We start from the raw sequence: 23513 nt of genomic DNA on the forward strand, positions 1-23513 counted from the left end.
AAACAAAATGAGGCGTTTGGCAGAGCAAGAACCGCTCCAGCCGTGGCACCCGCGCCCTTTTGCGTTGGCCGGCCGCCCATAGGGATGGCGAATCGCCCCAAAAACAAGCATTCCAGAACTGGCCGCCCCAACATAGCGCAAGGCTATCTGCAGTTCGAAGGATGTCCGCAGGCAGGTTGATCTTTACATTTCTTAACAATATTATCGATAAGTATTCTCATTAGATAAAAATTAGCATTTGAATACCAAGAATTCACCCCGACCGCGTAATCGCTCTCCGCGAACCGCTCGTATCGGCCACTAGCCAACCATTCCTTGCTGCCAAGACACCAGCGCTGCACCACCTGTGCGAGGGCCTGCTTCCGTTCGCCTCGAGGAAGCCGAGTCTCGCCTCCACATTAAGGAGCTTCATTCCACCATGAGAAAATACCCGTCCCAAATCGGTCTATCGCTAAGCCTGCTGGCACTGGCCATCGCGCAAACGGCGAGCGCGGCGCAGGACACCCGCGCAAGTGAATCGCAGGACAAGCCCGCCCATCTCGCCCCACTCGTCATCCAGGGTGATGTGCTCGGCCAGGCCAGCGACGAAGAAGTTCGGACCTACGCCGGCAGCCGCAGCGTGGTCGAGGCCGAGGACCTGAGGAAGGCCAGCGTACGCGGCCTGGACGACGCCCTGCAGCGGGTACCGGGGGTGAAGATTTTCGACGAGACCGGCACCGGCGTGTTGCCGCAGCTTTCCGTGCGGGGCCTGTACGAAAGCCGCAGCGGCCGCGTGCAGGCATTGGTCGACGGCATTCCGCTGGCTCTCGGCCCTTATGGCCAGACCAGCCTGTCGCTGTTCCCGCAGACCCTGGCCACCGTCGAGCGCATCGACGTGGTACGCGGCGGCGCAGCCGTGCAATACGGCCCGAACAACGTCGGCGGGGTAATCAACTTCATCAGCCCGCCGATCCCCACCGAGTGGGAAACCACCCTGCAGGAACGTGCCACCTTCGCCGCTGGCGGCCGCCAGTTGTGGGACAGCTATATCGGCACGGGCGGCCGGGTTACCGACAACTTCGCCCTGCAGCTTGACCTCAATACCCTTACCGGCGAATACGGCCGCGAGCATTCGGAAACCGAGGTGCAGAACTACCGCCTGCGCGGCCTGTGGGACATCGACGACACGCGCAGCCTGAGCTTCGGTCTGCAGCGCTACATCGCCGATGTGGACCTGGCCGGCGCGCTCAGCGTGGCCGACTACAAGGACGATCCACGCCAGTCGACCCGCGAACTCGACCGCTTCGAGGGCGACACCGATCGTGTCTGGGCCACCTGGAACCAGTACCTCGGCAGTTTCGGTCCCTTCGACAGCGTGGAGTTCAGCTGGACCAACTTCGTCCAGCACAGCTATCGCAACTTCATCGTCGGCCTGCCGTTCACTCCGGACGCCTCCCCCGCCACCCTGCAGGACGCACCGCGCGACTTCCGGGTCTGGGGCAGCGAGCCGCGCCTGAGCCTGAGCATCGACGGCGACACGGTCAGCCAGACCTGGGTGCTCGGCGCGCGCCTGGTCAGGGAGGACGTGGACTTCAAGGTCAACCGTGAAGACCTGAACACCGGTGTCCGCAGCGAGTTCCGCGACTGGACCTTCGACGACAAGGGCGAAGCCGCCTACATCAGCAACGCCATCAGCCTGCTCGACGGTCGCCTGACCATCACCCCCGGCATGCGCTACGAACACGCCACCATGGAATATGAGGGCAAGGTCAACGGCGTGACCCAGAAGCCACAGAAGAAGGTCGCCGAGGAATGGCTGCCAGGCCTCAGCATCGGCTACCAGTTGAACGACCAGTGGTTCCTCTATGCCGATGCCCAGCGCTCGCTGCGCATGCCGCAGATCACCTCGATCGTCTACGACGGCGATGTAGCCGCCGAGCTGGCCTGGAACTACGAAACCGGTGTGCGCTTCACGCCCTGGAATGGCCTGCGCATCGATGCGGGCGTATATCGCATCGACTTCAAGGACCAGATCGAATACAACGCCACAACGACACGCTTCGAAAACCTCGGCAGCACCCGCCACCAAGGGCTCGAGACCCAGCTGTTCTGGACCCCCGAGGCCATGCCGCAGCTGGATCTGCACGCCAGCTATGCCTACCTGGATGCCGAACAGCGCGCCGGGCAGTTCGCCGACAACGAGGTGCCCTTCTCTTCCAAGCACCAGTTCGCCATCGACGGGCGCTACCGCTTCGCCGAACACTGGACCTACAGCCTCGACGGCCTCTACGTGAGCAGCGCCTTCACCGACGCCGCCAACAGCGAGGACGAGAACGCCAGCGCCTCCGTCGGCAAGATCCCCGGCTACTGGCTGTGGAACACCGCGCTGGAACGTGAATTCAGACTGCGGGATGGCGACGTGCTGACCACCTCGGTGGGTATCAGCAACCTGTTCGACCGCGAATACTACTTCCGCGGCATGGATACCAGCCCATGGGGGCGCCAGCCGGCTCCCGGACGCACCCTGACGCTGGCGGCGAACTATCGCTTCTAGTCGCTGGAGCTCTGCCACGCCCGCTCGCACCCTTCGGTCGAGCGGGCACTCGGCGGCGAAAGCGCCTAGCGCCACCCTCCCCTCCGAGACGATCTGCGGATCCCCCGCAAAAGCCCAACAGGCCCTTTTCTACGGGCATAAAAAAAGCTGCCCTTGGCAGCTTTCAATGTTCCACCGCTTCATGGAAACGGCGGAGATATATGGCGCAGCGGACGGGACTCGAACCCGCGACCCCCGGCGTGACAGGCCGGTATTCTAACCGACTGAACTACCGCTGCGCGTCGGCCGGACTTTCGTCCGTATCTCGCAAGGATTGGTGGCTGATGACGGGATCGAACCGCCGACCCCCTGCGTGTGATGCAGGTGCTCTCCCAGCTGAGCTAATCAGCCGATCGCCTTGCGAGGCGCGCAATTTACTCACCCACCACCTGTAAGTCAACAACAGCATTGAATTTTTTTCGAAAAAGCACAGTCAACTACAATTGCCGCACAGCTTTGTAACCGCCCCAGGGCACCATGCCTCGCCAACGCTGTCAGTGTCCTGAGGATTTCACCGCGCCAAGGCCACGGCTGCGCCTGGAAGAACAGCAACGCCTGGGCCAAGGCTGGCCGCAAAGGGAACCCACAACAAAGCGCCACGGAGTATTTCGCTTGTCATTGCCAGGAAAGCTGCGCAACTACCGGCCCCCTGTCCCCTGGATCATCAGCGCCCTGTTGCTGTGCGCCTTCGCCGTCTACCTGGCCATGCAGATTCAGCACGGGTTGCACCTGGTTCGAGCCTCAGCCCCGACAGGCGGCGGCGAGCAGGCGTTTGGCAACTTCGCTCGTCCTGACCTGCAGCGACTGGAAACGCTCTTCGGCTCCGCCGCGCCAGCGCCGGGCTACGCGCCCTCCGCTAGCGACATCGGCCTGACCCTGCGCGGCAGCTTCGTGCATGCCGAGCCACAACGCTCCAGCGCGATCATCCAGCTCGAAGGCCAGCCACCCCGGCTCTACTGGCAGGGCGAGGCACTGGACAGCGGCATCAGCCTGCATGCCGTGTATCCGGATCGGGTGGAGATCCTGCGCAACGGCCATGTCGAAACCCTGCACTTTCCCCAGGTTCGCCCGACGACCTACATCCCCGACGAACCGCCCGAAGCGTATCTGGACGAACAACCCCCTGCCGAGTCACAAACCGAGGATGCACAGCTGATGCAGCAACAGATGGACGCCTTGCGCCAGCAACTCGAAGAAGCCGTGGACCAGACAGATCCCGCGCCCGCCAACGACCAGCCCACGGAAGACGATTGACCGATGCCCAAGCCTCTCTCGCGCCCGCTGCTTGTCCTGCTCGCCACCGGCCTGCTGGCCGCCCCCCTGCCCCTGCTCGCTGCCGAACCGGGTATCGAACCGAGCGGCACCCAGCAGGACGGCTGGACCATAAACCTCAAGGATGCCGATATCCGTGCGTTCATCGACCAGATCAGCCAACTCAGCGGGCAGACCTTCATCGTCGATCCCCGGGTCAAGGGCCAGGTCAGCGTGGTCTCGAACGCGACCCTGTCGCTGAGCGAGGTCTACCAGCTGTTCCTTTCGGTGATGGCGACGCACGGCTTCAGCGTTCTCACCCAGGGTGACGTCGCCCGCATCGTGCCCAATGCCGAAGCCAAGGCCGAGGCCGGTGGCGGCCCCACCGGTGGCGACCAGCTGGAGACGCGGGTGATCCAGGTGCAGCACACCTCCGCCGCCGAGCTGATTCCGCTGATCCGCCCGCTGGTTCCGCAATACGGTCACCTCGCTGCGGTTTCCTCGGCGAACGCGCTGATCATCAGCGACCGCAGCGCCAATATCGCTCGTATCCAGGACCTGGTGCGCCAACTCGACCAGGCCGAAAGCGGCGATTACGAGGTGCTCAACCTTCAGCACGGCTGGGCGGTGGACATCGCCGAAGTATTGAGAAACGCGCTGATCCGCGGCGAAACGAAAAGCCCATCCGGCGTGCAGATCATCGCCGACTCGCGCACCAACCGGCTGATCTTCATCGGCCCCCGCGACGCTCGTGGCAAGCTCGCCGCGCTGGCCCAGAGCCTGGATACGCCGACGACGCGCTCGGCCAACACGCGCGTGATCCGCCTGCGTCACAACGACGCCAAGTCGCTGGCTGAAACCCTCGGCGACATCTCCGAGGGCCTGACGGCCCCCGAAGGCGGCGAAACCCCGAGCGGCAGGCCGCAAAACATCCTGATCCGCGCCGACGAGAGCCTCAATGCCCTGGTGCTGCTGGCCGATCCGGAGTTGATCGGCACCCTGGAAAGCATCGTCCGCCAGTTGGACATCCCGCGCGCGCAAGTCATGGTAGAGGCCGCCATCGTCGAGGTTTCCGGCGACATCACCGACGCCCTCGGCGTGCAATGGGCCATCGACGCACGCGGCAGCACCGGTGGCGCCGGCGGGGTGAACTTCGGCAATACCGGGATTTCGGTGGGCAGCGTACTGAACGCCATCAACGAGAACGAAATCCCGAGCAACCTGCCCGATGGCGCGATCATCGGCATCGGCAGCCGCAGCTTCGGCGCGCTGATCACGGCACTCTCTTCCAATAGCAAGAGCAACCTGCTGTCGACCCCGAGCCTGCTGACGCTGGACAACCAGGAAGCGGAAATACTCGTCGGCCAGAACGTGCCCTTCCAGACCGGTTCCTACACCACCGACGCCTCGGGGGCCACCAACCCCTTCACCACCATCGAGCGCCAGGACATCGGCGTCACGCTCAAGGTCACGCCGCACATCAACGAAGGCGCCACGCTGCGGCTGCAGATCGAGCAGGAAATCTCCTCGATCGCCCCCAGCGCCAGCCTGACCGCCCAGGCGGTGGACCTGGTGACCAACAAGCGCGCGATCAAGAGCACCATTCTCGCCGAGGACGGCCAGGTGATCGTGCTCGGCGGCCTGATCCAGGACGACGTGACCCGCACCAATGCCAAGGTGCCGCTACTGGGCGACATTCCACTGCTCGGCGCCCTGTTCCGCTCGACCCAGGAAACCCACATCAAGCGCAACCTGATGGTCTTCCTGCGCCCGACGGTGATCCGCGACCGCGCCGGCCTGGCGGCCCTGTCCGGCAAGAAGTACAGCGACATCCGGGTGATCGAGACGGACTTGGCGAGCCCGACCATCCTGCCGGCCAACCCCTCGCAGCTTTTCGACGGCCAGGGCGAGCCGGCGCCAGCGATCGACCTGCGCCAGTGAGGACGGCGGCCCTCAGGGACTTCGAGATCGAGCCTGGCCCAACGCCCCCTGCCTAACGGCGTCGCCGGATGCGTAGGCCAGGCTGGCGGCCTGGTGCTTTTGTTGTAGGGGCGCGTTCAGAGCGCCGCCAGGCCCCGGGCGAGGTCGGCCTTGAGGTCGGCGACGTCTTCCAGGCCCACCGCGACGCGGATCAGGCTGTCGCGAATGCCGGCGTTCTCCCGCTCCTCGGCAGAGAGCCGACCGTGGGTGGTCGAGGCAGGATGGGTGATGGTGGTCTTGCTGTCGCCCAGGTTGGCGGTGATCGAGATCAACCGGGTGGCGTCGATGAAGCGCCAGGCGCCCTCCTTGCCTCCGGCCACCTCGAAGCTCAGTACCGCACCGAAGCCCTTCTGCTGCCGCTTCGCCAGCTCATGCTGCGGATGGCTGGGCAGCCCCGCATAGTGAACACGCTCGACCCCCGGCTGTTGCTCCAGCCATTCGGCGAGCTGCTGGGCGCTGGCACAATGGGCCTGCATGCGCAGGCGCAGGGTTTCCAGGCCCTTGAGGAACACCCAGGCGTTGAACGGACTGAGCGTCGGCCCGGCGGTACGCAGGAAGCCGACCACTTCCTTCATCTGCTCGTTGCGCCCGGCAACCACGCCGCCCAGGCAACGGCCCTGGCCGTCGATGTACTTGGTCGCCGAATGGATGACGATATCCGCGCCGAGCGCCAGCGGCTGCTGCAACACCGGCGTGCAGAAGCAGTTGTCCACCGCCAGGAACGCACCCTTGGCATGACAGAGCCGGGCCAGGGCGGCGATGTCCACCAGTTCGGCCAGCGGATTGGAGGGCGACTCGACGAATGCCAGCTTGGTATTGCCCTTGAACGCCGATTCCCAGGCCGGGAAATCGGTCAGCGGCACATACTCCACCTCCACCCCGAAGCGCTTGAAATACTTCTCGAACAACGAGACTGTCGCGCCGAAGACACTGCGCGACACCAGCACATGGTCGCCCGCCGAGCACAGGCTCATCACCGTGGCGAGAATGGCCGACATGCCGGACGCCGTGGCCACCGCCTGCTCGGCGCCTTCCAACGCGGCGATGCGTTCCTCGAAGGCACGCACCGTCGGGTTGGTGTAGCGCGAATAGACATTGCCCGGCACCTCGCCGGCAAAGCGCGCAGCCGCATCGGCGGCGCTGCGGAAAACGTAGCTCGACGTGAAGAACAATGGCTCGCCGTGCTCGGCTTCCGGCGTGCGCCGCTGCCCCGCCCGCACGGCCAGGGTGTCGAGCCCGACGCCTTCGAGATCGCTGTCCAGCCGCCCGGCTTCCCACTCAGTTGTCATGGTCGTCTCTCTCAGGCGTGAATCAGTTGTTGTACAGGTCGATGATGGCACTGACCGCGTTGGTCTTGGCCTTGCTCAGGTCGTTGCGCGCCTGCTCGATCTTGTGCAGATAGGCTTCGTCGATGTCGCCGGTGATGTACTTACCATCGAATACCGCGCAGTCGAAGTGCTCGATCTTGACCTTGCCGCCGCCCACCGCATCGATGAGGTCCTCCAGATCCTGGTAGATCAGCCAGTCGGCGCCGATCAGCTCGGCGACTTCCTCGGTGGTGCGATTGTGCGCGATCAGTTCGTGGGCGCTGGGCATGTCGATGCCATACACGTTCGGGTAACGCACCGCCGGCGCCGCCGAGCAGAAGTAGACGTTCTTCGCCCCCGCTTCGCGGGCCATCTGGATGATCTGCTTGCAGGTGGTGCCGCGCACGATGGAGTCGTCCACCAGCAGCACATTCTTGCCGCGGAACTCCAGGTCGATGGCGTTCAGCTTCTGGCGTACCGACTTCTTGCGCGCGGCCTGGCCCGGCATGATGAAGGTCCGGCCGATGTAGCGGTTCTTGACGAAGCCTTCGCGGAACTTCACGCCCAGGCGATTGGCCAGCTCCAGCGCGGCGGTGCGGCTGGTGTCGGGAATCGGGATAACCACGTCGATATCGTGCTCGGGGCGTTCGCGCAGGATCTTGTCGGCCAGTTTCTCACCCATGCGCAGGCGTGCCTTGTACACCGAAACACCATCCATCAGGGAGTCGGAGCGCGCCAGGTAGACGTATTCGAAGATGCATGGCGCAAGCTTCGGCGCCTCCGCGCACTGGCGGGTGAACAGCTTGCCGTCGGTGGTGATGTACACCGCCTCGCCAGGGGCCAGATCGCGGATCAGGGTGAAGCCCAGAACATCGAGCGATACGCTTTCCGAAGCGATCATGTACTCCACACCCTCGTCGGTATGCCGCTGGCCGAAGACGATCGGGCGGATCGCATTGGGGTCGCGGAAGCCGACGATGCCATAGCCGGTCACCATCGCCACCACCGCGTAGCCACCGCGGCAACGCTCATGCACCTTGCTCACCGCGGCGAAGACGTCTTCCTCGGTCGGCTGCAGCTTGCCGCGCACCGCCAGCTCATGGGCGAAGACGTTGAGCAGCACCTCCGAATCGGAGCTGGTGTTCACATGGCGCAGGTCCGACTCGTAGATTTCCTTGGTCAACTGGTCGACGTTGGTCAGGTTGCCGTTGTGCGCCAGGGTGATGCCGTACGGCGAGTTGACGTAGAACGGCTGGGCCTCGGCGGAACTGGAGCTGCCGGCGGTGGGATAACGGATATGGCCGATACCCATGTTGCCGACCAGGCGCTGCATGTGGCGCTGCTGGAATACGTCGCGAACCAGTCCGTTGTCCTTGCGCAGGAACAGACGGCCGTCATGGCTGGTCACGATACCGGCTGCGTCCTGGCCGCGGTGCTGCAGTACGGTAAGCGCGTCATACAGCGCCTGATTGACGTTCGACTTACCGACGATGCCGACGATGCCACACATGCAAGGAACCTCTCAGTTTTACAGGCTAACCGGATACCACGACAGGCCGGGCATCCGTAGAAATGGCTCAACCGGACGGGTTGAGCGAACTGGCGAACCACTGGCCGCTGAACCCGAGAATGAGGTTCTTCGACCAGTCGGCGATCAATAGAAAATGGGGCAACAGTGTCGACTCACGCCACCACGGATCCTGCTGCACCGGCGCCAGACTCAACAGGCCGGCAAGTACCACGACCAGCAATCCACCGCGTGCGGCGCCAAATACCATGCCGAGAAAACGATCGGTTCCCGACAATCCGGTAACCCTGATCAGTTCGCCGATCAGGAAATTCACCAAGGCCCCCACCAGCAGGGTGGCTACGAAGAGTATCGCGCACGCCGCAATGACCTGCGCCGAGGGCGTGCTGATGTATTCGGCAAGGTGGTGGGACAGCGCACCACCGAACATCCAGGCAACCACGCCGGCAACGATCCAGGTGAGCAGCGAAAGCGCTTCCTTCACGAAGCCACGCTTCAAACTGATCAGGCTGGATAGGGTGATGACAACGATGATGACCCAATCGACCCAGGTGAAAGCCACGGCGTCTTCTGCAAAGGAGGAAAGGCGGCGTATTTTAGCAGAGCGCGTCCCTGGGGGTAAGCGTCGAAAATCCCCAGCCAGATACGGCGGCACCGGCTACGCGCCGTCGATGCCCGGTTTTCAGCTGTCCTCGGGCTTGAAGCGCACGACGAAGCCATCCAGTTTCTGCTGTCGCTGCAACTGGTCACGCAGGCGGTCGGCCTCGGCGCGCTCCACCAGCGGCCCGACGAAGACGCGGTTCATGCCATCCGCCGTACGGATATAGGCGTTGTAGCCCTGGGACCGGAGGGTCTTTTGCAGGTTTTCGGCGCTGGCGCGATTGGACAGGCTGGCCAGTTGGATCGACCAGCTGACCGGCAGGTTGTTGCTGTCCAGGCGGGGCTCGGCCGCGGCCGGCTCGAGTGGCTTCGCCGGTGCGCCCGACTCCATCGGCTCGATGGGCTTGGCGGGTTCGGAAACTTCGCCAGTCGCGTCCGGCGAGGCGTCCTGAGGAGCCTCTTCCTCGATGATCTCGAAGCCCTCGGGCACCGATTGCGGCTCAGGCACTTCGGCCGGCTGCATCTCGATGGTCGCGCCTCCCGGCGCCGCCGGCATCGCCGGGGCATCGACGGTCACATGGCGCAGCTCGTCCTGCCGAGTGAACAGCATCGGCACGAAGATGACCGCCAGCGCAATCAGCACCAGCGCCCCGACCATGCGTTGCAGCAATCCCTTATCCAGCAATGCCATGCCCCTTCTCCTCAACCTGCCCTTGCAACCACGCCAGCGCTTCGGCCACACAGTAGAAAGAACCGAAGACCAGCACCTCGTCCGAGTCACCGGCCTTGGCGCACTGGGCCGCCAGTGCCTGCGCAACGCTCGCATACTCGCCGACCGATGCGCCGTGCTCAAGCAGGGTTTCGGCCAACTGGGCAGACGCCCGCGTACGCGGGGTCGGCAGGGGCGTCACCGCCCAGTCATCGATGTACGCGTGCAAGGCGGCGACGATACCATCAAGGTCCTTGTCCGCCAGCAGGCCGAACACCGCGAACCTGCGCCCCACGAGTGGTTGCAGGCGCTGGGCGAGGTAACTGGCGGCATGCGGGTTGTGTCCGACATCCAGCAGCAGCGAGACATCGCGGCCCTGCCATGCCAGCCGGCGGCGATCGAGACGACCGGCCACGTGCGTCTGCAGCAATGCCTCGGCCACGCTTGCGCAATCCCAGGGTAAACCAAGCAAGGCATAGGCCTGCAAGGCGAGCGCCGCGTTTTCCATGGGCAGGCTCAGCAACGGCAATCCGTGCAGTTCCAGAGGCTCCCCCGCCGGCCCGACACCACGCCAGTGCCATGCCTCGGGATCGATCGCCAGGTCGAAATCGCGCCCTCGCAGCAGCAGCGGCGCGTGCAGCGCCTCGGCCTGCTCCAGCAGCGAGGCCGGAACATCCAGGTCGCCGCAGAGCGCCGGCTTGCCTGCACGCAGGATTCCAGCCTTTTCGTAGGCGACGCTTTCGCGACTGTCGCCCAGCCAATCGGCATGATCCAGGCCGATGTTGGTGATCACGGCCAGCTCGGCATCGACCAGATTGACCGCATCGAGGCGGCCGCCAAGACCGACCTCCAGCACCACGGCATCCAGCCGGGCCTGCTCGAACAGCCAGAACGCGGCAAGCGTGCCCATCTCGAAATAGGTCAGCGAAACCTCGCCGCGCGCCGCCTCGACCGCTGCGAAAGCCTCACAGAGCTGGCTATCGCTGGCCTCGTGGCCGGCAAGTTGCACGCGCTCGTTGTAGCGCAGCAGATGAGGCGAATTGTAGGTGCCCACCCTGAGCCCCTGACGACTCATGAGCGAGGCGATGAACGCGCAAGTGGAGCCCTTGCCGTTGGTGCCGGTAACGGTGACCACCTGCGGAGCCGGCCGCGTCAGGCCAAGCCGCGCCGCGACCTCGCGGGCCCGTTCCAGGCCCATGTCGATGGCGGTGGGGTGCAGCTGCTCGAGATAGCCGAGCCAGTCGGCCAGACTCCGGGCGGTCATGCAGTGGCCGTTACCTGGGCCGGCTCGCTCGGGGACGGCAGCTTCTGCATCTGCGCCAGCAGGCGCGACAGGCGCGAGCGCAGCTCGGAGCGCGGGATGATCAGATCGATGGCGCCATGATCCAGCAGGAACTCGCTGCGCTGGAAGCCTTCCGGCAGCTTCTCGCGCACGGTCTGCTCGATGACGCGCGGGCCGGCGAAGCCGATCAGTGCTTTCGGCTCCGCGACGATGACGTCGCCGAGCATGGCCAGGCTGGCGGAAACGCCGCCATAGACCGGATCGGTCAGCACGGAGATGAACGGCAGGCCCTCTTCGCGCATGCGCGCCAGCACCGCCGAGGTCTTGGCCATCTGCATCAGGGAGATCAGCGCCTCCTGCATGCGGGCGCCACCCGAGGCGGAGAAGCATACCAGCGGGCAGCGCTTTTCCAGCGCCACGTTGGCGGCGCGGACGAAACGCTCGCCGACGACCGCCCCCATCGATCCACCCATGAAGGAGAACTCGAACGCACAGGCGACGACCGGAACGTTGACGACCTTGCCGCTCATGGCGACCAGGGCATCCTTCTCGCCGGTCTGCTTCTGTGCAGCGGAGAGACGGTCCTTGTATTTCTTGCTATCGCGGAACTTGAGGCGGTCGACGGGCTCCAGGTCAGCGGCGATCTCTTCGCGCCCTTCGGCGTCGAGGAACATGTCGAGCCGGGTGCGGGCGTCGATACGCATGTGGTGCTGGCACTTCGGGCATACATCGAGGGTCTTTTCCAGCTCGGGGCGATACAGCACCGCCTCGCAGGACGGGCACTTGTGCCACAGACCTTCAGGCACCGAACTCTTCTGCGTCTCCGAACGCATGATCGAAGGGATCAGTTTGTCTACCAGCCAGTTGCTCATGCTCTTGTTCTCCAAAGCTTCCAGTCCCGAGCGCAGGTGCGCTGCAGGCAGATTCATCGTTGCGACCGGAGGCATTCAAGCCCTCCCAGCCGCGTGAGCGATACGCCGGATGGCGCACTCGCGAAATTCCGACCCCGCCGACCGGCAGGAATCGCCAAACCCGGTGCTGGCCTCGCCAGCGACTCGTTACTGGACGGCCACGGCTGCCCTGGCGTCACATGGCCGAGCGCACACGCTGGATGAACGTCGCGACCTTGTCCGCATCCTTGATCCCCTTGCTCGCCTCCACTCCTCCGCTGACATCCACCGCGTAGGGACGAACCTGGGCGATGGCCTGCTGGACATTGTCCGCGGTCAGCCCCCCGGCAAGGATCAGCGGCTTGGACAAGGCAGGCGGGATCAGCGACCAGTCGAAGCGCTCTCCCGTACCACCCGGCACGCCCGCAACGAAGGTATCGAGCAGGATGGCACTGGCGTTCGGATAACGTGCGACCTGCGCGGCGATATCCTCGCCATTGCCGACCCGCAGCGCCTTGAACCACGGACGGTGGTAGCCCTCGCAATCGGCGGGCGACTCGTCGCCATGAAATTGCAGCATATCCAGCGGTACGGCTTCGAGCAGCTCGTTGATCTCGCAGCGACTGGCATTGACGAACAGCCCCACGGTCGTGACGAACGGCGGCAGCGCAGCGATGATTGCGCGTGCCTGCTGGACGCTGACCGCGCGCGGGCTGTGGGCGTAGAACACCAGGCCAATGGCATCGGCCCCGGCCTCGGCGGCGACCAGTGCGTCCTCGACACGCGTGATTCCACAAATCTTGCTGCGAACGACTGACAACGGATGCCTACCTGTTGGTAAAGAAACCGGATGGTAACAAAAGACCCAGGGCCTGCAAGCAAATAGGCGCAACGCCGCTCTGCTGGCAGATCATCGACGCGCGCAGTCCGGCAAGCCGGAGAGGAAATGCGGCCCGAGAAAACGCTTGGGCAGGACGAACTCCTCGGGATATTCCACCTCGACCAGATAAAGCCCATAGGGATGCGCCGTGACGCCGCCCTTCCGGCGTATGCGCGATTCCAGAACCTCTCGAGCCCATTCCACCGGCCGTTCGCCGGCACCTATCGTCATCAGCACGCCGGCAAAATTGCGCACCATATGGTGCAAGAATGCATTGGCGCGCACATCCATGACGATCAGGCGGCCATATTCGAGCAGTTCGAGATGATGAATGGTCTTGATCGGCGACTTGGCCTGGCATTGCCGCGCGCGAAATGCACTGAAATCGTGGGTCCCCACGAACGCCCTGGCCGCGGCTCGCATCAGCTCGATGTCCAGTGGGCGATGATTCCAGGTCACCTCTTCGGCCAGATGAGCCGGCCGAATCTGATCGTTGTAGATCACGTAGCGATAACGACGAGCCATGGCACTGAAACGCGCATCGAAGTGACTCGGCATCTCCTGGGCCCAGGTGACGCTGATATCCGGCGGCAGATTCATGTTCGCCCCCATCGTCCAGGCATGCATGCTGCGCTGCACGGGGGTATCGAAGTGCACAACCTGGCCGCTCGCATGGACCAGCGCATCGGTCCGTCCAGCACAGCTGAGCACGACGGGATGACCGCCGGCCACCTTGCTCAAGGCGGTTTCGAGTGATTCCTGGATCGAGGGAACGCCTGCACGCTGGCGCTGGAAACCACGATAGCGGGAACCCTTGTATTCGATACCAAGGGCGATTCTGGAAATGCCAACGGCAGCCTTGTCGGCTGCCGCTTCGGGTACTGCTTGGGTCATGGTCAGGCTAATTTGGCGAGCATCTCTCGCGCCTCTTGCTGCTGTGCATCGCTACCCTCGGTAATGACCTCATCGAGAATGTCACGCGCACCTTCGGCGTCGCCCATGTCGATATAGGCTCTGGCGAGATCCAGCTTGGTGGTGGTTTCGTCGGTATCGGAGAAGAAATCGAAATCCTCGTCCAACTCGTCGGCGGCAGTGGCGGCTGGTGCCACCGTGGCTTGAGCCGGCTGCTCCAGGTCATGGGACAAGCCCTGCAGTTCGGCCTCCACTTCCTCCAGCTGTTCGGCAAAGCTGTCGGCTTGGGGCTCGAGCTGCGCATCTTCCAGCGAAAGGTCGAAATCGTCCGGCAGCTCGGCGGCGCCAGCGCTGGGTTCAGCCAATGCGAAGTCGAGCTCATCGCCATCGGCAGAAGCCGGGGCGCCTGCAGACTCGCCGTCCAGGTTCAGCGAAAAGTCTTCATCGGCCAGGGGCTTGTCGGCCTCGTTCTCCAGATCGAAAGAAAAATCTGCTGCCAGCTCATCGGAACGAGTCTGATCTTGCCCAGCCTCATCCTCGAGATCGAAGGAAAAATCGCTCGCCGCCTGCGAACCAGTCGTGGCCAACGGCTCTTCATCCAACATCAGGTCATCCAGAGAGAGGTCATCTTCTTGCTTGGCAACGGGTTCGACAGTCGGACGCTCATCGTTCAGATCGATATCCAGATCATCCAGGCTCAAGTCGAACGCATCATCGAGATCCTGCCCCGCCACCGGCGCTACCGGCTCGTCAAGGTCAAGGTCGTCGAGATCGAGACTGTCCACGTCCAGCTGGCTGGCAGCCACCGCCGCTGCGGCCGCGCCGCCGGCTACGACCATTGCCGGGTACTTGCGCTTCAGCTGTTCGACATCATGGGAGGCGCCACCGATCTCACGCAATTCGGCTTCTTCGCGGGCAAAGCCATCGCGGTTACCCAACTCCGCATAGACTTCCATGAGCTTGAGTCGCAGGTCGCTGCGCTGAGGCTCATCGTTGAGGGCGTTCTGCAGCAGCTCGGCTGCCTGATTGAAGCGACCGTAGGCGATGTAGATCTCTGCCTCGGCCAGTGCATCACCAGTCGACGGCGCAAGCTCGTCAACGGTCTGGGCAGGTTCGGCGATAGCGGAAAGCGGGGCCGGCTGGCGATGCTCCTCGCCGATGTCGGCATATGCCGGCGTGCCGACCTCCAGATTGTCCACGACGCTATCGGCCAGCAGGCTTTCCTGCAGCTCCGCCTCCTTCATGGCGTTACGCCGGGACAAGGCCATCAGCCCGACCAGCAGCAATAGCAGCGCGCTACCGCCGAGAACCCCGAGCAGTAGCGTATTGGATAGAAGATCGTCGATCAGCCCCTTCGGCTCGGGCTCGCGGACGGGTGCTGCCGGCTTGGCAGGTGCTGGCTTTGGCGCCGGTTTGGCGGGAGCCGGCTTTGGCGCCGGCTTGGCTGCGGCCGGAGGCTCGGCGGGTACCGCTGCTGCGCCCTGCCCGGTCGGTTGCTCGTTGCCGCTCGCCGCGGGGCCGTCCGCAGGATCGGCGGAATCACCGTCGGTCGAAGCCCCTTCTGGGCTCGGCGCATCGACAGCCTGGCCATCGGCCGCCAACTGCGCCTGGAACTTGGCGAGCTGATCATCCTTGAGCTGCATCAACCGCTGGAGCTTCTCCAGCTGGCCCTGCAGGTCATTCAAGCGATCCTTCAATTCATCGTTTTCACGGCGGCTGGAGTCCAGGCTTTCCTGGGTGACGGCAAGCTTGTCACGCAGAGCCTGGTCGTTATCACCGGAGCCGGTATCGCTGCCTGCCGTCGACTTGCCCGCATCGGCGGCAACCAGGCGCAGACTGTCGCCGGTCTCGCTACGCGACGGTGCGGCTCCTGCCTCGGTGCGACGCGTTGCATCCAGCTGGCGCGTACCGGCAACGGCACCGCTTCTGGACTGGCGCCAGGCTGCGTTCTGTTGTGCAACCTGGCTGATGGCCTCAGCCTGGGAGCGACTGCCGATCTGCTCGGCGTCAGGCAGGCGCAGTACCTGCCCGCTCTTCATGCGGTTGATATTGCCATCGATGAAGGCGTTCGGATTCAGGTCCTGGATGGCCAGCATCGTCTGGTGCACGGTTCCACCACGACGATTCTGCTCGGCGATTTCCCAGAGTGTGTCGCGGGCCGACGTGCGGTATTCGTTGCCACCTTGCGAGACGGCAGCCGTGGAGACGCCGGTCACCGCTGGCGCAGCGGCAGGCTGGCGAGCCGGAGCAGGACGAGCCGGGGCGATACTCGGCGCCGGGGCGGCGATCGGCAGCTGCGGCGCGACGGCAACGGCAGTTTCCGGGGAGTACAGGGGCGGGTCGAGCAGCAGGGTGTACTCGCGAAGCAGGCGACCGCTGGGCCAGAGGACCTCTACCAGGAAGTTGAGATAGGGCTCACGCACCGGCTTGCTGGAGGAAACCTGAATGACACTCTTGCCATTCGGACGCAGTACGGGGGTGAACTTCAGATCGGTCAGAAAATACTGACGATCGATACCGGCCCGGCTGAAATCCTCCTGGGAAGCAAGTACCGGAACCACTTCGCCCGGAGCCAGATTATCGGCATCCAGCAGCTCGATTTCCGCGACCAGCGGTTGATTCAATGACGACTGAAGCGTGACCTCTCCCAACCCAAGCGCATGGGCCATTTCTGTAGTCAGCGCGGTAGCAGCCGCGATTGCCAGCACCAGATTGCGAACCCGAACCATTATTTAATCCCTTGTTTATCTTTTTCTCGAACTTCGAGAGGGTCTTATGCCACTGCCCGCGCCACCTCGTGGTGGCTCCCCATCAGCGATAAGCCGTTCAGCGCATCGGCTAGAATTATTCTTCGAATTTCGAGTAAGTATCTTTTACAGGTAGTGTTTTATCAACAACTCACCAGACTGCACGGCATTCAGTGCCGCGCCTTTTCGCACGTTATCAGACACAATCCACAAATTGAGTTCGCGCGGGTCATTCATTCCCCGGCGCAGCCTGCCCACATAGATGACATCCTGCCCAACCGCGTCACCGACGACTGTCGGATAGTCACCGGCCTCCACCAGCTCGATGCCCGGCGCTGCGTCCAGCGCCGCCGACAACCGGTCGACATCCACGCTTTCCCGGCTCAACAAGGACAGCACAAGGCTTTCTCCGAAGAAAACCGGCGCCTGCACGAACGTAACGGCCACAGCCAGCTCGGGGAGCCCCAGCAACTGCCGGAGCTCGTCGACCAGACGCCGCTCCTGCCGAGCATGTCCTTGGGCGTCGACCTCTTCGGTCTGCGCCAGCATGTTGAAAGCAACCTGCCGATCGAAAACCCGCGGTTCCAGGGGACGCGCATTCAACAACTCGGCGGTCTGTCGGGCCAGCTCGTTCACCCCGGCGCGCCCGCGTGTGGAAACCGGCAGGCAGGCCGTGACCGAGACGCGCTGCACGTCCAGCTGCTGGCGGACGGGCGCGAGCAAGGTGCTCAGCGCCACAGCCTCGGGGAGCGGGCTGGCGACGGCACGACAATCGTGCAATGTGTCGAGCAATCCGCCATTCACTTCGGGCACCAGGCACGGCAGATCATCTACCGAACAAGCGCCGCTCAGATCGACCATCAGGCAGCCCGCCGCCGCAGCCACTTCCCAATGGCTGGCGGCCAAGTCCGCATCGCATGCGAAAAATACCAGGCGCGCCTTGGTGAAATCGAACCCGGCGGTATCACGCACCCGCAGGTTACGCCCCTTGAACGCGTGCGCCTGCCCGACGGAATCGGCAGCATCCAGCAGATACAACTCCGCGACCGGGAAATCACGCTCTTCGAGCACTTCCAGCAGCGCCTCGCCAACCAGGCTGCTGGCACCGACTACTGCAACATCAACACGCGAGGGCATCGCCACCTCCAAGCATTACGGACCGGCACTGTAGCGAAATGGCCGCATGCTGCAAGCACCACTGCCAAGCGGCACATCGAGACAAATGAAAACGCCGCGATCGGGTCGCGGCGTTTTTTTTCACCCATCGGGCAAGCGATCAACGTTCCAGCAGGATTCGCAGCATGCGCCGCAGCGGCTCCGCGGCGCCCCACAGCAACTGGTCGCCCACGGTGAAGGCGCCCAGGTAGTGCGACCCCATGTTGAGCTTGCGCAGGCGGCCAACCGGCACGTTCAGGGTGCCGGTGACGGCAGCCGGACTCAGGTCCTGCATGCTGGCATCGCGATGATTCGGCACCAGCTTGACCCAGGGGTTGTGCTGGCTGATCAGCCCCTCGATGTCGGAGATCGGCACATCCTTGTTCAGCTTGATGGTCAGCGCCTGACTGTGGCAACGCATGGCCCCGACACGTACGCAGATACCATCGACCGGAATCGGGTTCTTGAAGCGACCAAGGATCTTGTTGGTTTCGGCCTGTGCCTTCCACTCCTCGCGGCTCTGCCCGTTCGGCAGCTCCTTGTCGATGTAGGGGATCAGGCTGCCGGCCAGCGGCACGCCGAAATTGTCGACCGGGAAGGCCTCGCTACGCTGGGTTTCGGCCACCTTGCGGTCGATGTCGAGAATGGCGCTGGCGGGATTGAGCAGGTCGTCGGCCACCGCCGCATTGATGGCACCCATCTGCTTGATCAGCTCGCGCATGTTCTGCGCGCCGGCACCGGACGCCGCCTGATAAGTCATGGCGCTCATCCACTCCACCAGGCCGGCCTCGAACAGGCCACCCAGCCCCATCAGCGCCAGGCTGACGGTGCAGTTGCCGCCGATATAGTTCTTGGTCCCGGCATCCAGCTGCTGGTCGATCACGCGGCGGTTCACCGGGTCGAGCACGATCACCGCGTCGTCCTGCATGCGCAGGGCCGAGGCTGCGTCGATCCAGTAGCCCTGCCAGCCGGCTTCGCGCAGCTTGGGGAAGACTTCGTTGGTGTAGTCGCCGCCCTGGCAGGTCAGGATCACATCGAGACCTTTCAACTCGTCGATGCTGTAGGCGTCCTTCAGCGCAGCGGTTTCCTTGCCAATATCGGGGCCCTGGCCGCCAACGTTGGAGGTGGTGAAGAACACAGGCTCGATCAGGTCGAAGTCCCGCTCTTCCAGCATCCGCTGCATGAGCACGGAACCGACCATACCGCGCCAACCGATCAGACCTACACGTTTCATCGCAACTACACCTATAGAAAAAGTGGCCCGCGCAGATTAAGGCGGGCCGAAAGATTACAACTTCGCGAGGGCCGCGACTACTGCATCACCCATCGCCTGAGTACCGACTTTGTTACAACCTTCGGACCAGATGTCGCCAGTACGCAGGCCCTGATCGAGCACATCGCTTACCGCCTGTTCGATGGCATCGGCCGCCGCGACCTGGTTGAAGCTGTAACGCAGCATCATCGAAACGGAAAGAATGGTCGCCAACGGGTTGGCGATACCTTTGCCGGCGATGTCCGGTGCCGAGCCATGACACGGTTCGTACATGCCTTTGTTGCCGGCATCCAGCGAGGCGGACGGCAGCATGCCGATGGAGCCGGTGAGCATGGAGGCCTCGTCCGACAGGATGTCGCCGAACATGTTGTCGGTGACGATTACGTCGAACTGCTTCGGCGCGCGCACCAGCTGCATGGCCGCGTTATCGACATACATATGGCTGAGTTCGACTTCCGGGTAGTCCTTGGCGACTTCCTCGACGACCGCGCGCCACAGCTGACTGGAAGCCAGCACATTCGCCTTGTCCACCGAGCAGAGCTTCTTGTTGCGCACCATGGCCATGTCGAAACCGACCTTGGCGATGCGGCGGATCTCGCTCTCGCTGTACGGCAGCGTGTCGTACGCCATGCGCTCGCCGTTCTCCAGCACCTTGCTCTCGCGCGGCTGGCCGAAGTAGATGCCGCCGGTCAGTTCGCGCACGATGAGGATATCCAGCCCGGCGACGATTTCCGGCTTGAGCGACGAGGCCCCAGCCAACTGCGGATAGAGCAGCGCCGGCCGCAGGTTGCCGAACAGGCCCAACTGGGAACGGATCTTCAGCAGACCACGCTCCGGACGGATGGCCGGATCGATGGTGTCCCACTTGGGCCCGCCGACCGCGCCCAGCAGAATGGCGTCAGCGGCGCGGGCGCGCTCCAGCGTTTCGTCGGCCAGCGGCACACCGTACTTGTCTACGGCCGCACCACCCAGCTCGTCATAGCTCAGCTCGAAGCCCAGATCGAACTTGTCACTGGCCAGCTGCAGCACCTTGACTGCCTCGGCCATGATTTCCGGGCCGATGCCATCGCCGGGGAGAACCAGAATCTGTTTGGACATTTCCTATTCCTTATAAGAGGTCACATCGAGGCAGGGCGTACCGATGGGCTGAGCCCACCTGGTTTTTCGTTCGGCACCAGCCTCGGCTTTTTTGCGTTGCCGAATGGCGCCGAGCAGTCGAGGCGCCATTGCGAGGATCTTTCCGCAGGATGAGACCGAACCCCACCCTGCTTGTCGTACAGACTACTTGATCGCGCCGAACAACCAAGGCTGGCTCTGCTGGTGGCGAACTTCGAAGGCCTTGATCGCCTCGGCGTCCTGCAGGGTCAGGCCGATATCGTCCAGACCATTGAGCAGGCAGTGCTTGCGGAAGGCATCGACCTCGAAGCCGTATTGCTTGCCGTCCGGACGGGTAACGGTCTGCGCAGCCAGATCGACGGTCAGCTGGTAACCTTCGGTCGCCTCGGCCTGCTGGAACAGCTCGTCCACCTCCTCTTCCTTCAGCACGATCGGCAACAGGCCGTTCTTGAAGCTGTTGTTGTAGAAGATGTCGGCGAAGCTCGGCGCGATGATGGTGCGAAAACCATACTCGTCCAGCGCCCACGGCGCATGCTCGCGGGAGGAGCCGCAGCCGAAGTTCTCGCGCGCCAGCAGCACACTGGCGCCCTGGTAGCGCGGGAAGTTCAGCACGAAGTCCTGGTTCAGCGGACGCTGCGAGCAGTCCTGGTTCGGCTGGCCGACGTCCAGGTAACGCCATTCGTCGAACAGGTTGGGGCCGAAGCCGGTGCGCTTGATGGACTTGAGAAACTGCTTGGGAATGATCTGGTCGGTATCGACGTTCGCGCGATCCAGCGGGCAGACCAGGCCGGTGTGTTGGGTAAAGGCTTTCATCGGTTCTCTCCTCAGGCCTGGATCAGTTCGCGCACATCGATGAAGTGACCGGTCACCGCCGCGGCGGCGGCCATGGCCGGGCTGACCAGGTGGGTACGCCCGCCGGCACCCTGGCGGCCTTCGAAGTTGCGGTTGGAGGTCGAGGCGCAATGCTCGCCGCTGCCCAGCTTGTCCGGGTTCATCGCCAGGCACATGGAGCAGCCCGGCTCGCGCCACTCGAAGCCGGCCTCGAGGAAGATCTTGTCCAACCCCTCGGCCTCGGCCTGCTGCTTGACCAGGCCCGAGCCCGGCACCACCATCGCCTGCTTGACGTTCGCGGCGACCTTGCGCCCCTTGGCGACTTCGGCGGCGGCCCGCAGATCCTCGATCCGCGAGTTGGTGCAGGAGCCGATGAACACGCGGTCCAGCTTGATCTCGGTGATCGGCTGGTTGGCCGCCAGGCCCATGTACTTCAGCGCACGGACGATGGAGTCGCGCTTGACCGGATCGGCCTCGACGGCCGGGTCCGGCACGTTCTGGTCGACCGCCAGCACCATCTCCGGCGAAGTGCCCCAGCTGACCTGCGGCTTGATCTCTTCGGCCTTGAGCTCGACGACGGTATCGAACACGGCATCGGCATCGGAAACCAGGCCCTTCCACAGCGCAACGGCCTTGTCCCAATCGGCGCCCTTCGGTGCGTACGGGCGCCCTTCGACATAGGCGATGGTCTTCTCGTCCACGGCGACCATGCCCACGCGGGCACCGGCCTCGATGGCCATGTTGCAGAGGGTCATGCGGCCTTCCATGGACAGCTCGCGAATGGCGCTGCCGGCAAATTCCAGCGCGTGGCCATTGCCGCCGGCGGTGCCGATCTTGCCGATCACGGCCAGCACGATGTCCTTGGCGGTGACACCGAACGGCAGTTGGCCTTCGACGCGCACCTGCATGTTCTTCATCTTCTTGGCCACCAGGCACTGGGTGGCGAGCACGTGCTCGACCTCGGAGGTACCGATGCCATGGGCCAGCGCGCCGAAGGCGCCGTGGGTCGAGGTGTGCGAGTCACCGCAGACCACGGTCATGCCTGGCAGGGTCGCGCCCTGCTCCGGGCCGATGACGTGGACGATGCCCTGGCGCACGTCGTTCATCTTGAATTCGAGGATGCCGAAGTCATCGCAGTTCTCGTCGAGGGTCTGCACCTGGATGCGCGAGACCTCGTCGGCGATGGCTTCCAGGCCGCCCTGACGCTCGCCCTTGGTGGTCGGCACGTTGTGGTCCGGGGTGGCGATGTTGGCGTCGATGCGCCACGGCTTGCGGTTGGCCAGGCGCAGCCCTTCGAAGGCCTGCGGCGAGGTCACTTCGTGGAGGATGTGACGGTCGATGTAGATCAGCGACGAACCATCGTCGCGCCGCTTCACCTCGTGCATTTCCCAGAGCTTGTCGTAGAGCGTCTTGCCGGCCATCGGACTTTTCCTCATCTGCTTTCTATGCGGGGCGAATAGCCCTTGCGCTTATGAGGGTGATGCTATGGGCTTGCATTGAATTACTCAAATTCATATTTTTTATCCAAAGCATTCCTTACAGGAATCACCATCAACGCGAGGGGAATGATGGATCTCGCCAACCTCAACGCCTTCATCGCCATCGCGGAAACCGGCAGCTTCTCGCTGGCCGCGGAACGTCTGCACCTGACCCAGCCAGCCGTGAGCAAACGCATCGCGGCACTGGAAATGCAGCTCGACGTGCGCCTGTTCGACCGCCTGGGCCGCGAGATCAGCCTGACCGAAGCCGGCCGTGCCCTGCTCCCGCGGGCCTACCAGATACTCAATGTACTGGACGACACCCGCCGCGCCTTGACCAACCTCAACGGCGACATCGGCGGGCGCCTGAGCCTGGCGACCAGCCATCACATCGGCCTGCATCGCTTGCCGCCGCTGCTGCGCGCCTTTACCCGCGCGCATCCACAGGTGAGTCTGGATATCCGCTTCCTGGATTCGGAAATAGCGTACGAAGAAGTACTGCATGGCCGTGCAGAACTCGCGGTCATCACCCTGGCCCCGCAGACGGCCGCGCCCATCCAGGCGGTCAAGGTCTGGGACGACCCGCTGGATTTCGTCGTCGCGCCCGAGCACCCGCTGGCGCAGAAGCCCGACATCACCCTGGCCGATGTAGCCGGCCATCCGGCGGTATTCCCCGGCGGCAATACCTTCACCCACCACATCGCCCAGCGCTTGTTCGAGCGTGAGGGGCTGACGCCCAATATCGCCATGAGCACCAACTATATGGAGACGATCAAGATGATGGTCTCCATCGGCATCGCCTGGAGCGTGCTGCCGCGCAGCATGCTCGACGAGCAGGTGGTGCGCCTGCCGCTGCCGGGCATCCAGCTGTCACGGCAACTGGGTTACATCCTGCACACCGAACGCACCCTTTCCAATGCCGCCAAGGCCTTCATGGCCCTGCTGGATGCCGACAAGGACCGCTTGCGCTGAGCCCTGGCCAACGGATAACGTCGATCCATA

Annotated in this window: 18 protein-coding genes and 2 tRNA genes; 4 read left to right on the forward strand and 16 right to left on the reverse strand. The window is 63.7% G+C overall.

The genetic code is table 11. The features are described from left to right. The first annotated feature begins 418 nt into the window (after window positions 1–418). Window positions 419–2533 carry a TonB-dependent receptor family protein gene (locus CXK94_RS10015; RefSeq protein ID WP_102894226.1) on the forward strand — a complete coding sequence of 705 codons (2115 nt, stop codon included), beginning with the start codon at window positions 419–421 and terminating at the stop codon, window positions 2531–2533. 201 nt (window positions 2534–2734) lie between these two features. Here CXK94_RS10015 and CXK94_RS10020 read toward each other — a convergent pair. Together CXK94_RS10020 and CXK94_RS10025 are read right to left on the reverse strand one after the other, a co-directional pair. After that, window positions 2735–2811: transfer RNA gene (locus CXK94_RS10020), tRNA-Asp, on the reverse strand. A 36-nt stretch (window positions 2812–2847) separates the two neighbouring features. After that, window positions 2848–2923, reverse strand: a tRNA-Val gene (locus CXK94_RS10025). A 261-nt stretch (window positions 2924–3184) separates the two neighbouring features. Here CXK94_RS10025 and CXK94_RS10030 point away from each other — a divergent pair. Together CXK94_RS10030 and gspD are read left to right on the forward strand one after the other, a co-directional pair. Further along, window positions 3185–3826: a type II secretion system protein N gene (locus CXK94_RS10030; protein ID WP_102894227.1), complete on the forward strand. Its 642-nt coding sequence runs from the start codon at window positions 3185–3187 to the stop codon at window positions 3824–3826. A 3-nt stretch (window positions 3827–3829) separates the two neighbouring features. After that, on the forward strand, window positions 3830–5764 hold the full coding sequence (gene gspD / locus CXK94_RS10035; protein WP_102894228.1) for a type II secretion system secretin GspD: 1935 nt from the start codon (window positions 3830–3832) through the stop codon (window positions 5762–5764). A 116-nt stretch (window positions 5765–5880) separates the two neighbouring features. Here the strand turns inward: gspD and CXK94_RS10040 are convergent, their stop codons facing one another. The 14 genes from CXK94_RS10040 to leuC all read right to left on the reverse strand — a co-directional run bounded on the left by CXK94_RS10040 (window position 5881) and on the right by leuC (window position 22454). Further along, a complete protein-coding gene (locus CXK94_RS10040; RefSeq protein WP_102894229.1) occupies window positions 5881–7092 on the reverse strand; it encodes an O-succinylhomoserine sulfhydrylase in 1212 nt (403 codons plus the stop codon). 22 nt (window positions 7093–7114) lie between these two features. Beyond that, window positions 7115–8620, reverse strand: a complete 1506-nt coding sequence (purF, locus tag CXK94_RS10045) for an amidophosphoribosyltransferase (protein ID WP_102894230.1) — start codon at window positions 8618–8620, stop codon at window positions 7115–7117. Window positions 8621–8687: 67 nt separating this feature from the next. Continuing rightward, complete coding sequence (locus CXK94_RS10050; protein WP_102894231.1) at window positions 8688–9200, reverse strand: CvpA family protein; 513 nt, start codon at window positions 9198–9200, stop codon at window positions 8688–8690. 120 nt (window positions 9201–9320) lie between these two features. Beyond that, window positions 9321–9929: an SPOR domain-containing protein gene (locus CXK94_RS10055; protein ID WP_102894232.1), complete on the reverse strand. Its 609-nt coding sequence runs from the start codon at window positions 9927–9929 to the stop codon at window positions 9321–9323. Next, on the reverse strand, window positions 9913–11211 hold the full coding sequence (gene folC / locus CXK94_RS10060) for a bifunctional tetrahydrofolate synthase/dihydrofolate synthase (RefSeq protein WP_102894233.1): 1299 nt from the start codon (window positions 11209–11211) through the stop codon (window positions 9913–9915). Before folC ends, CXK94_RS10055 begins: the two co-directional genes overlap by 17 nt. Beyond that, window positions 11208–12101 (reverse strand): acetyl-CoA carboxylase, carboxyltransferase subunit beta, encoded by an 894-nt coding sequence (accD, locus tag CXK94_RS10065; protein ID WP_102894234.1) that lies wholly within the window; start codon window positions 12099–12101, stop codon window positions 11208–11210. The genes folC and accD overlap by 4 nt, the downstream gene beginning before the upstream one ends. A 214-nt stretch (window positions 12102–12315) precedes the next feature. Next, window positions 12316–12939, reverse strand: coding sequence for a phosphoribosylanthranilate isomerase (locus tag CXK94_RS10070; RefSeq protein ID WP_102894235.1), 624 nt, complete (start codon window positions 12937–12939; stop codon window positions 12316–12318). Window positions 12940–13029: 90 nt separating this feature from the next. Then, the gene (gene truA / locus CXK94_RS10075; protein ID WP_102894236.1) at window positions 13030–13893 is read right to left on the reverse strand and encodes a tRNA pseudouridine(38-40) synthase TruA; all 864 of its coding nucleotides are present in this window, start codon (window positions 13891–13893) and stop codon (window positions 13030–13032) included. Window positions 13894–13895: 2 nt separating this feature from the next. Then, window positions 13896–16640, reverse strand: a complete 2745-nt coding sequence (locus CXK94_RS10080) for a FimV/HubP family polar landmark protein (RefSeq protein WP_102894237.1) — start codon at window positions 16638–16640, stop codon at window positions 13896–13898. A gap of 144 nt (window positions 16641–16784) precedes the next feature. Continuing rightward, window positions 16785–17795, reverse strand: coding sequence for an aspartate-semialdehyde dehydrogenase (locus CXK94_RS10085; protein WP_102894238.1), 1011 nt, complete (start codon window positions 17793–17795; stop codon window positions 16785–16787). 139 nt (window positions 17796–17934) lie between these two features. Further along, window positions 17935–19047 carry an aspartate-semialdehyde dehydrogenase gene (gene asd / locus CXK94_RS10090; RefSeq protein WP_102894239.1) on the reverse strand — a complete coding sequence of 371 codons (1113 nt, stop codon included), beginning with the start codon at window positions 19045–19047 and terminating at the stop codon, window positions 17935–17937. A gap of 54 nt (window positions 19048–19101) precedes the next feature. Then, entirely contained in the window at window positions 19102–20184 is a 1083-nt protein-coding gene (gene leuB, locus CXK94_RS10095) for a 3-isopropylmalate dehydrogenase (protein WP_102894240.1), read from the reverse strand. A gap of 183 nt (window positions 20185–20367) precedes the next feature. Beyond that, window positions 20368–21015, reverse strand: coding sequence for a 3-isopropylmalate dehydratase small subunit (gene leuD, locus CXK94_RS10100; protein ID WP_102894241.1), 648 nt, complete (start codon window positions 21013–21015; stop codon window positions 20368–20370). Window positions 21016–21026: 11 nt separating this feature from the next. Continuing rightward, window positions 21027–22454: a 3-isopropylmalate dehydratase large subunit gene (gene leuC, locus CXK94_RS10105; protein WP_037037582.1), complete on the reverse strand. Its 1428-nt coding sequence runs from the start codon at window positions 22452–22454 to the stop codon at window positions 21027–21029. 147 nt (window positions 22455–22601) lie between these two features. On the opposite strand from leuC, the gene CXK94_RS10110 reads away from it, so the two are divergent. Continuing rightward, complete coding sequence (locus CXK94_RS10110) at window positions 22602–23483, forward strand: LysR family transcriptional regulator (RefSeq protein ID WP_037037614.1); 882 nt, start codon at window positions 22602–22604, stop codon at window positions 23481–23483. Window positions 23484–23513 lie beyond the last annotated feature (30 nt).

Origin of the sequence: Stutzerimonas stutzeri (assembly GCF_002890915.1) — a bacterium.
Taxonomy (GTDB): domain Bacteria; phylum Pseudomonadota; class Gammaproteobacteria; order Pseudomonadales; family Pseudomonadaceae; genus Stutzerimonas; species Stutzerimonas stutzeri_AF.

Excerpts from the sequence above, each read along its gene's own strand:
- asd (WP_102894239.1), bottom strand. The coding sequence starts at position 19,047 with ATGAAACGTGTAGGTCTGATCGGTTGGCGCGGTATGGTCGGTTCCGTG.
- leuD (WP_102894241.1), bottom strand. The coding sequence starts at position 21,015 with ATGAAAGCCTTTACCCAACACACCGGCCTGGTCTGCCCGCTGGATCGC.
- leuC (WP_037037582.1), bottom strand. The coding sequence starts at position 22,454 with ATGGCCGGCAAGACGCTCTACGACAAGCTCTGGGAAATGCACGAGGTG.
- accD (WP_102894234.1), bottom strand. The coding sequence starts at position 12,101 with ATGAGCAACTGGCTGGTAGACAAACTGATCCCTTCGATCATGCGTTCG.
- gspD (WP_102894228.1), top strand. The coding sequence starts at position 3,830 with ATGCCCAAGCCTCTCTCGCGCCCGCTGCTTGTCCTGCTCGCCACCGGC.
- purF (WP_102894230.1), bottom strand. The coding sequence starts at position 8,620 with ATGTGTGGCATCGTCGGCATCGTCGGTAAGTCGAACGTCAATCAGGCG.
- CXK94_RS10080 (WP_102894237.1), bottom strand. The coding sequence starts at position 16,640 with ATGGTTCGGGTTCGCAATCTGGTGCTGGCAATCGCGGCTGCTACCGCG.
- CXK94_RS10085 (WP_102894238.1), bottom strand. The coding sequence starts at position 17,795 with ATGCCCTCGCGTGTTGATGTTGCAGTAGTCGGTGCCAGCAGCCTGGTT.
- truA (WP_102894236.1), bottom strand. The coding sequence starts at position 13,893 with ATGACCCAAGCAGTACCCGAAGCGGCAGCCGACAAGGCTGCCGTTGGC.
- CXK94_RS10055 (WP_102894232.1), bottom strand. The coding sequence starts at position 9,929 with ATGGCATTGCTGGATAAGGGATTGCTGCAACGCATGGTCGGGGCGCTG.
- CXK94_RS10110 (WP_037037614.1), top strand. The coding sequence starts at position 22,602 with ATGGATCTCGCCAACCTCAACGCCTTCATCGCCATCGCGGAAACCGGC.
- leuB (WP_102894240.1), bottom strand. The coding sequence starts at position 20,184 with ATGTCCAAACAGATTCTGGTTCTCCCCGGCGATGGCATCGGCCCGGAA.
- CXK94_RS10015 (WP_102894226.1), top strand. The coding sequence starts at position 419 with ATGAGAAAATACCCGTCCCAAATCGGTCTATCGCTAAGCCTGCTGGCA.
- folC (WP_102894233.1), bottom strand. The coding sequence starts at position 11,211 with ATGACCGCCCGGAGTCTGGCCGACTGGCTCGGCTATCTCGAGCAGCTG.
- CXK94_RS10040 (WP_102894229.1), bottom strand. The coding sequence starts at position 7,092 with ATGACAACTGAGTGGGAAGCCGGGCGGCTGGACAGCGATCTCGAAGGC.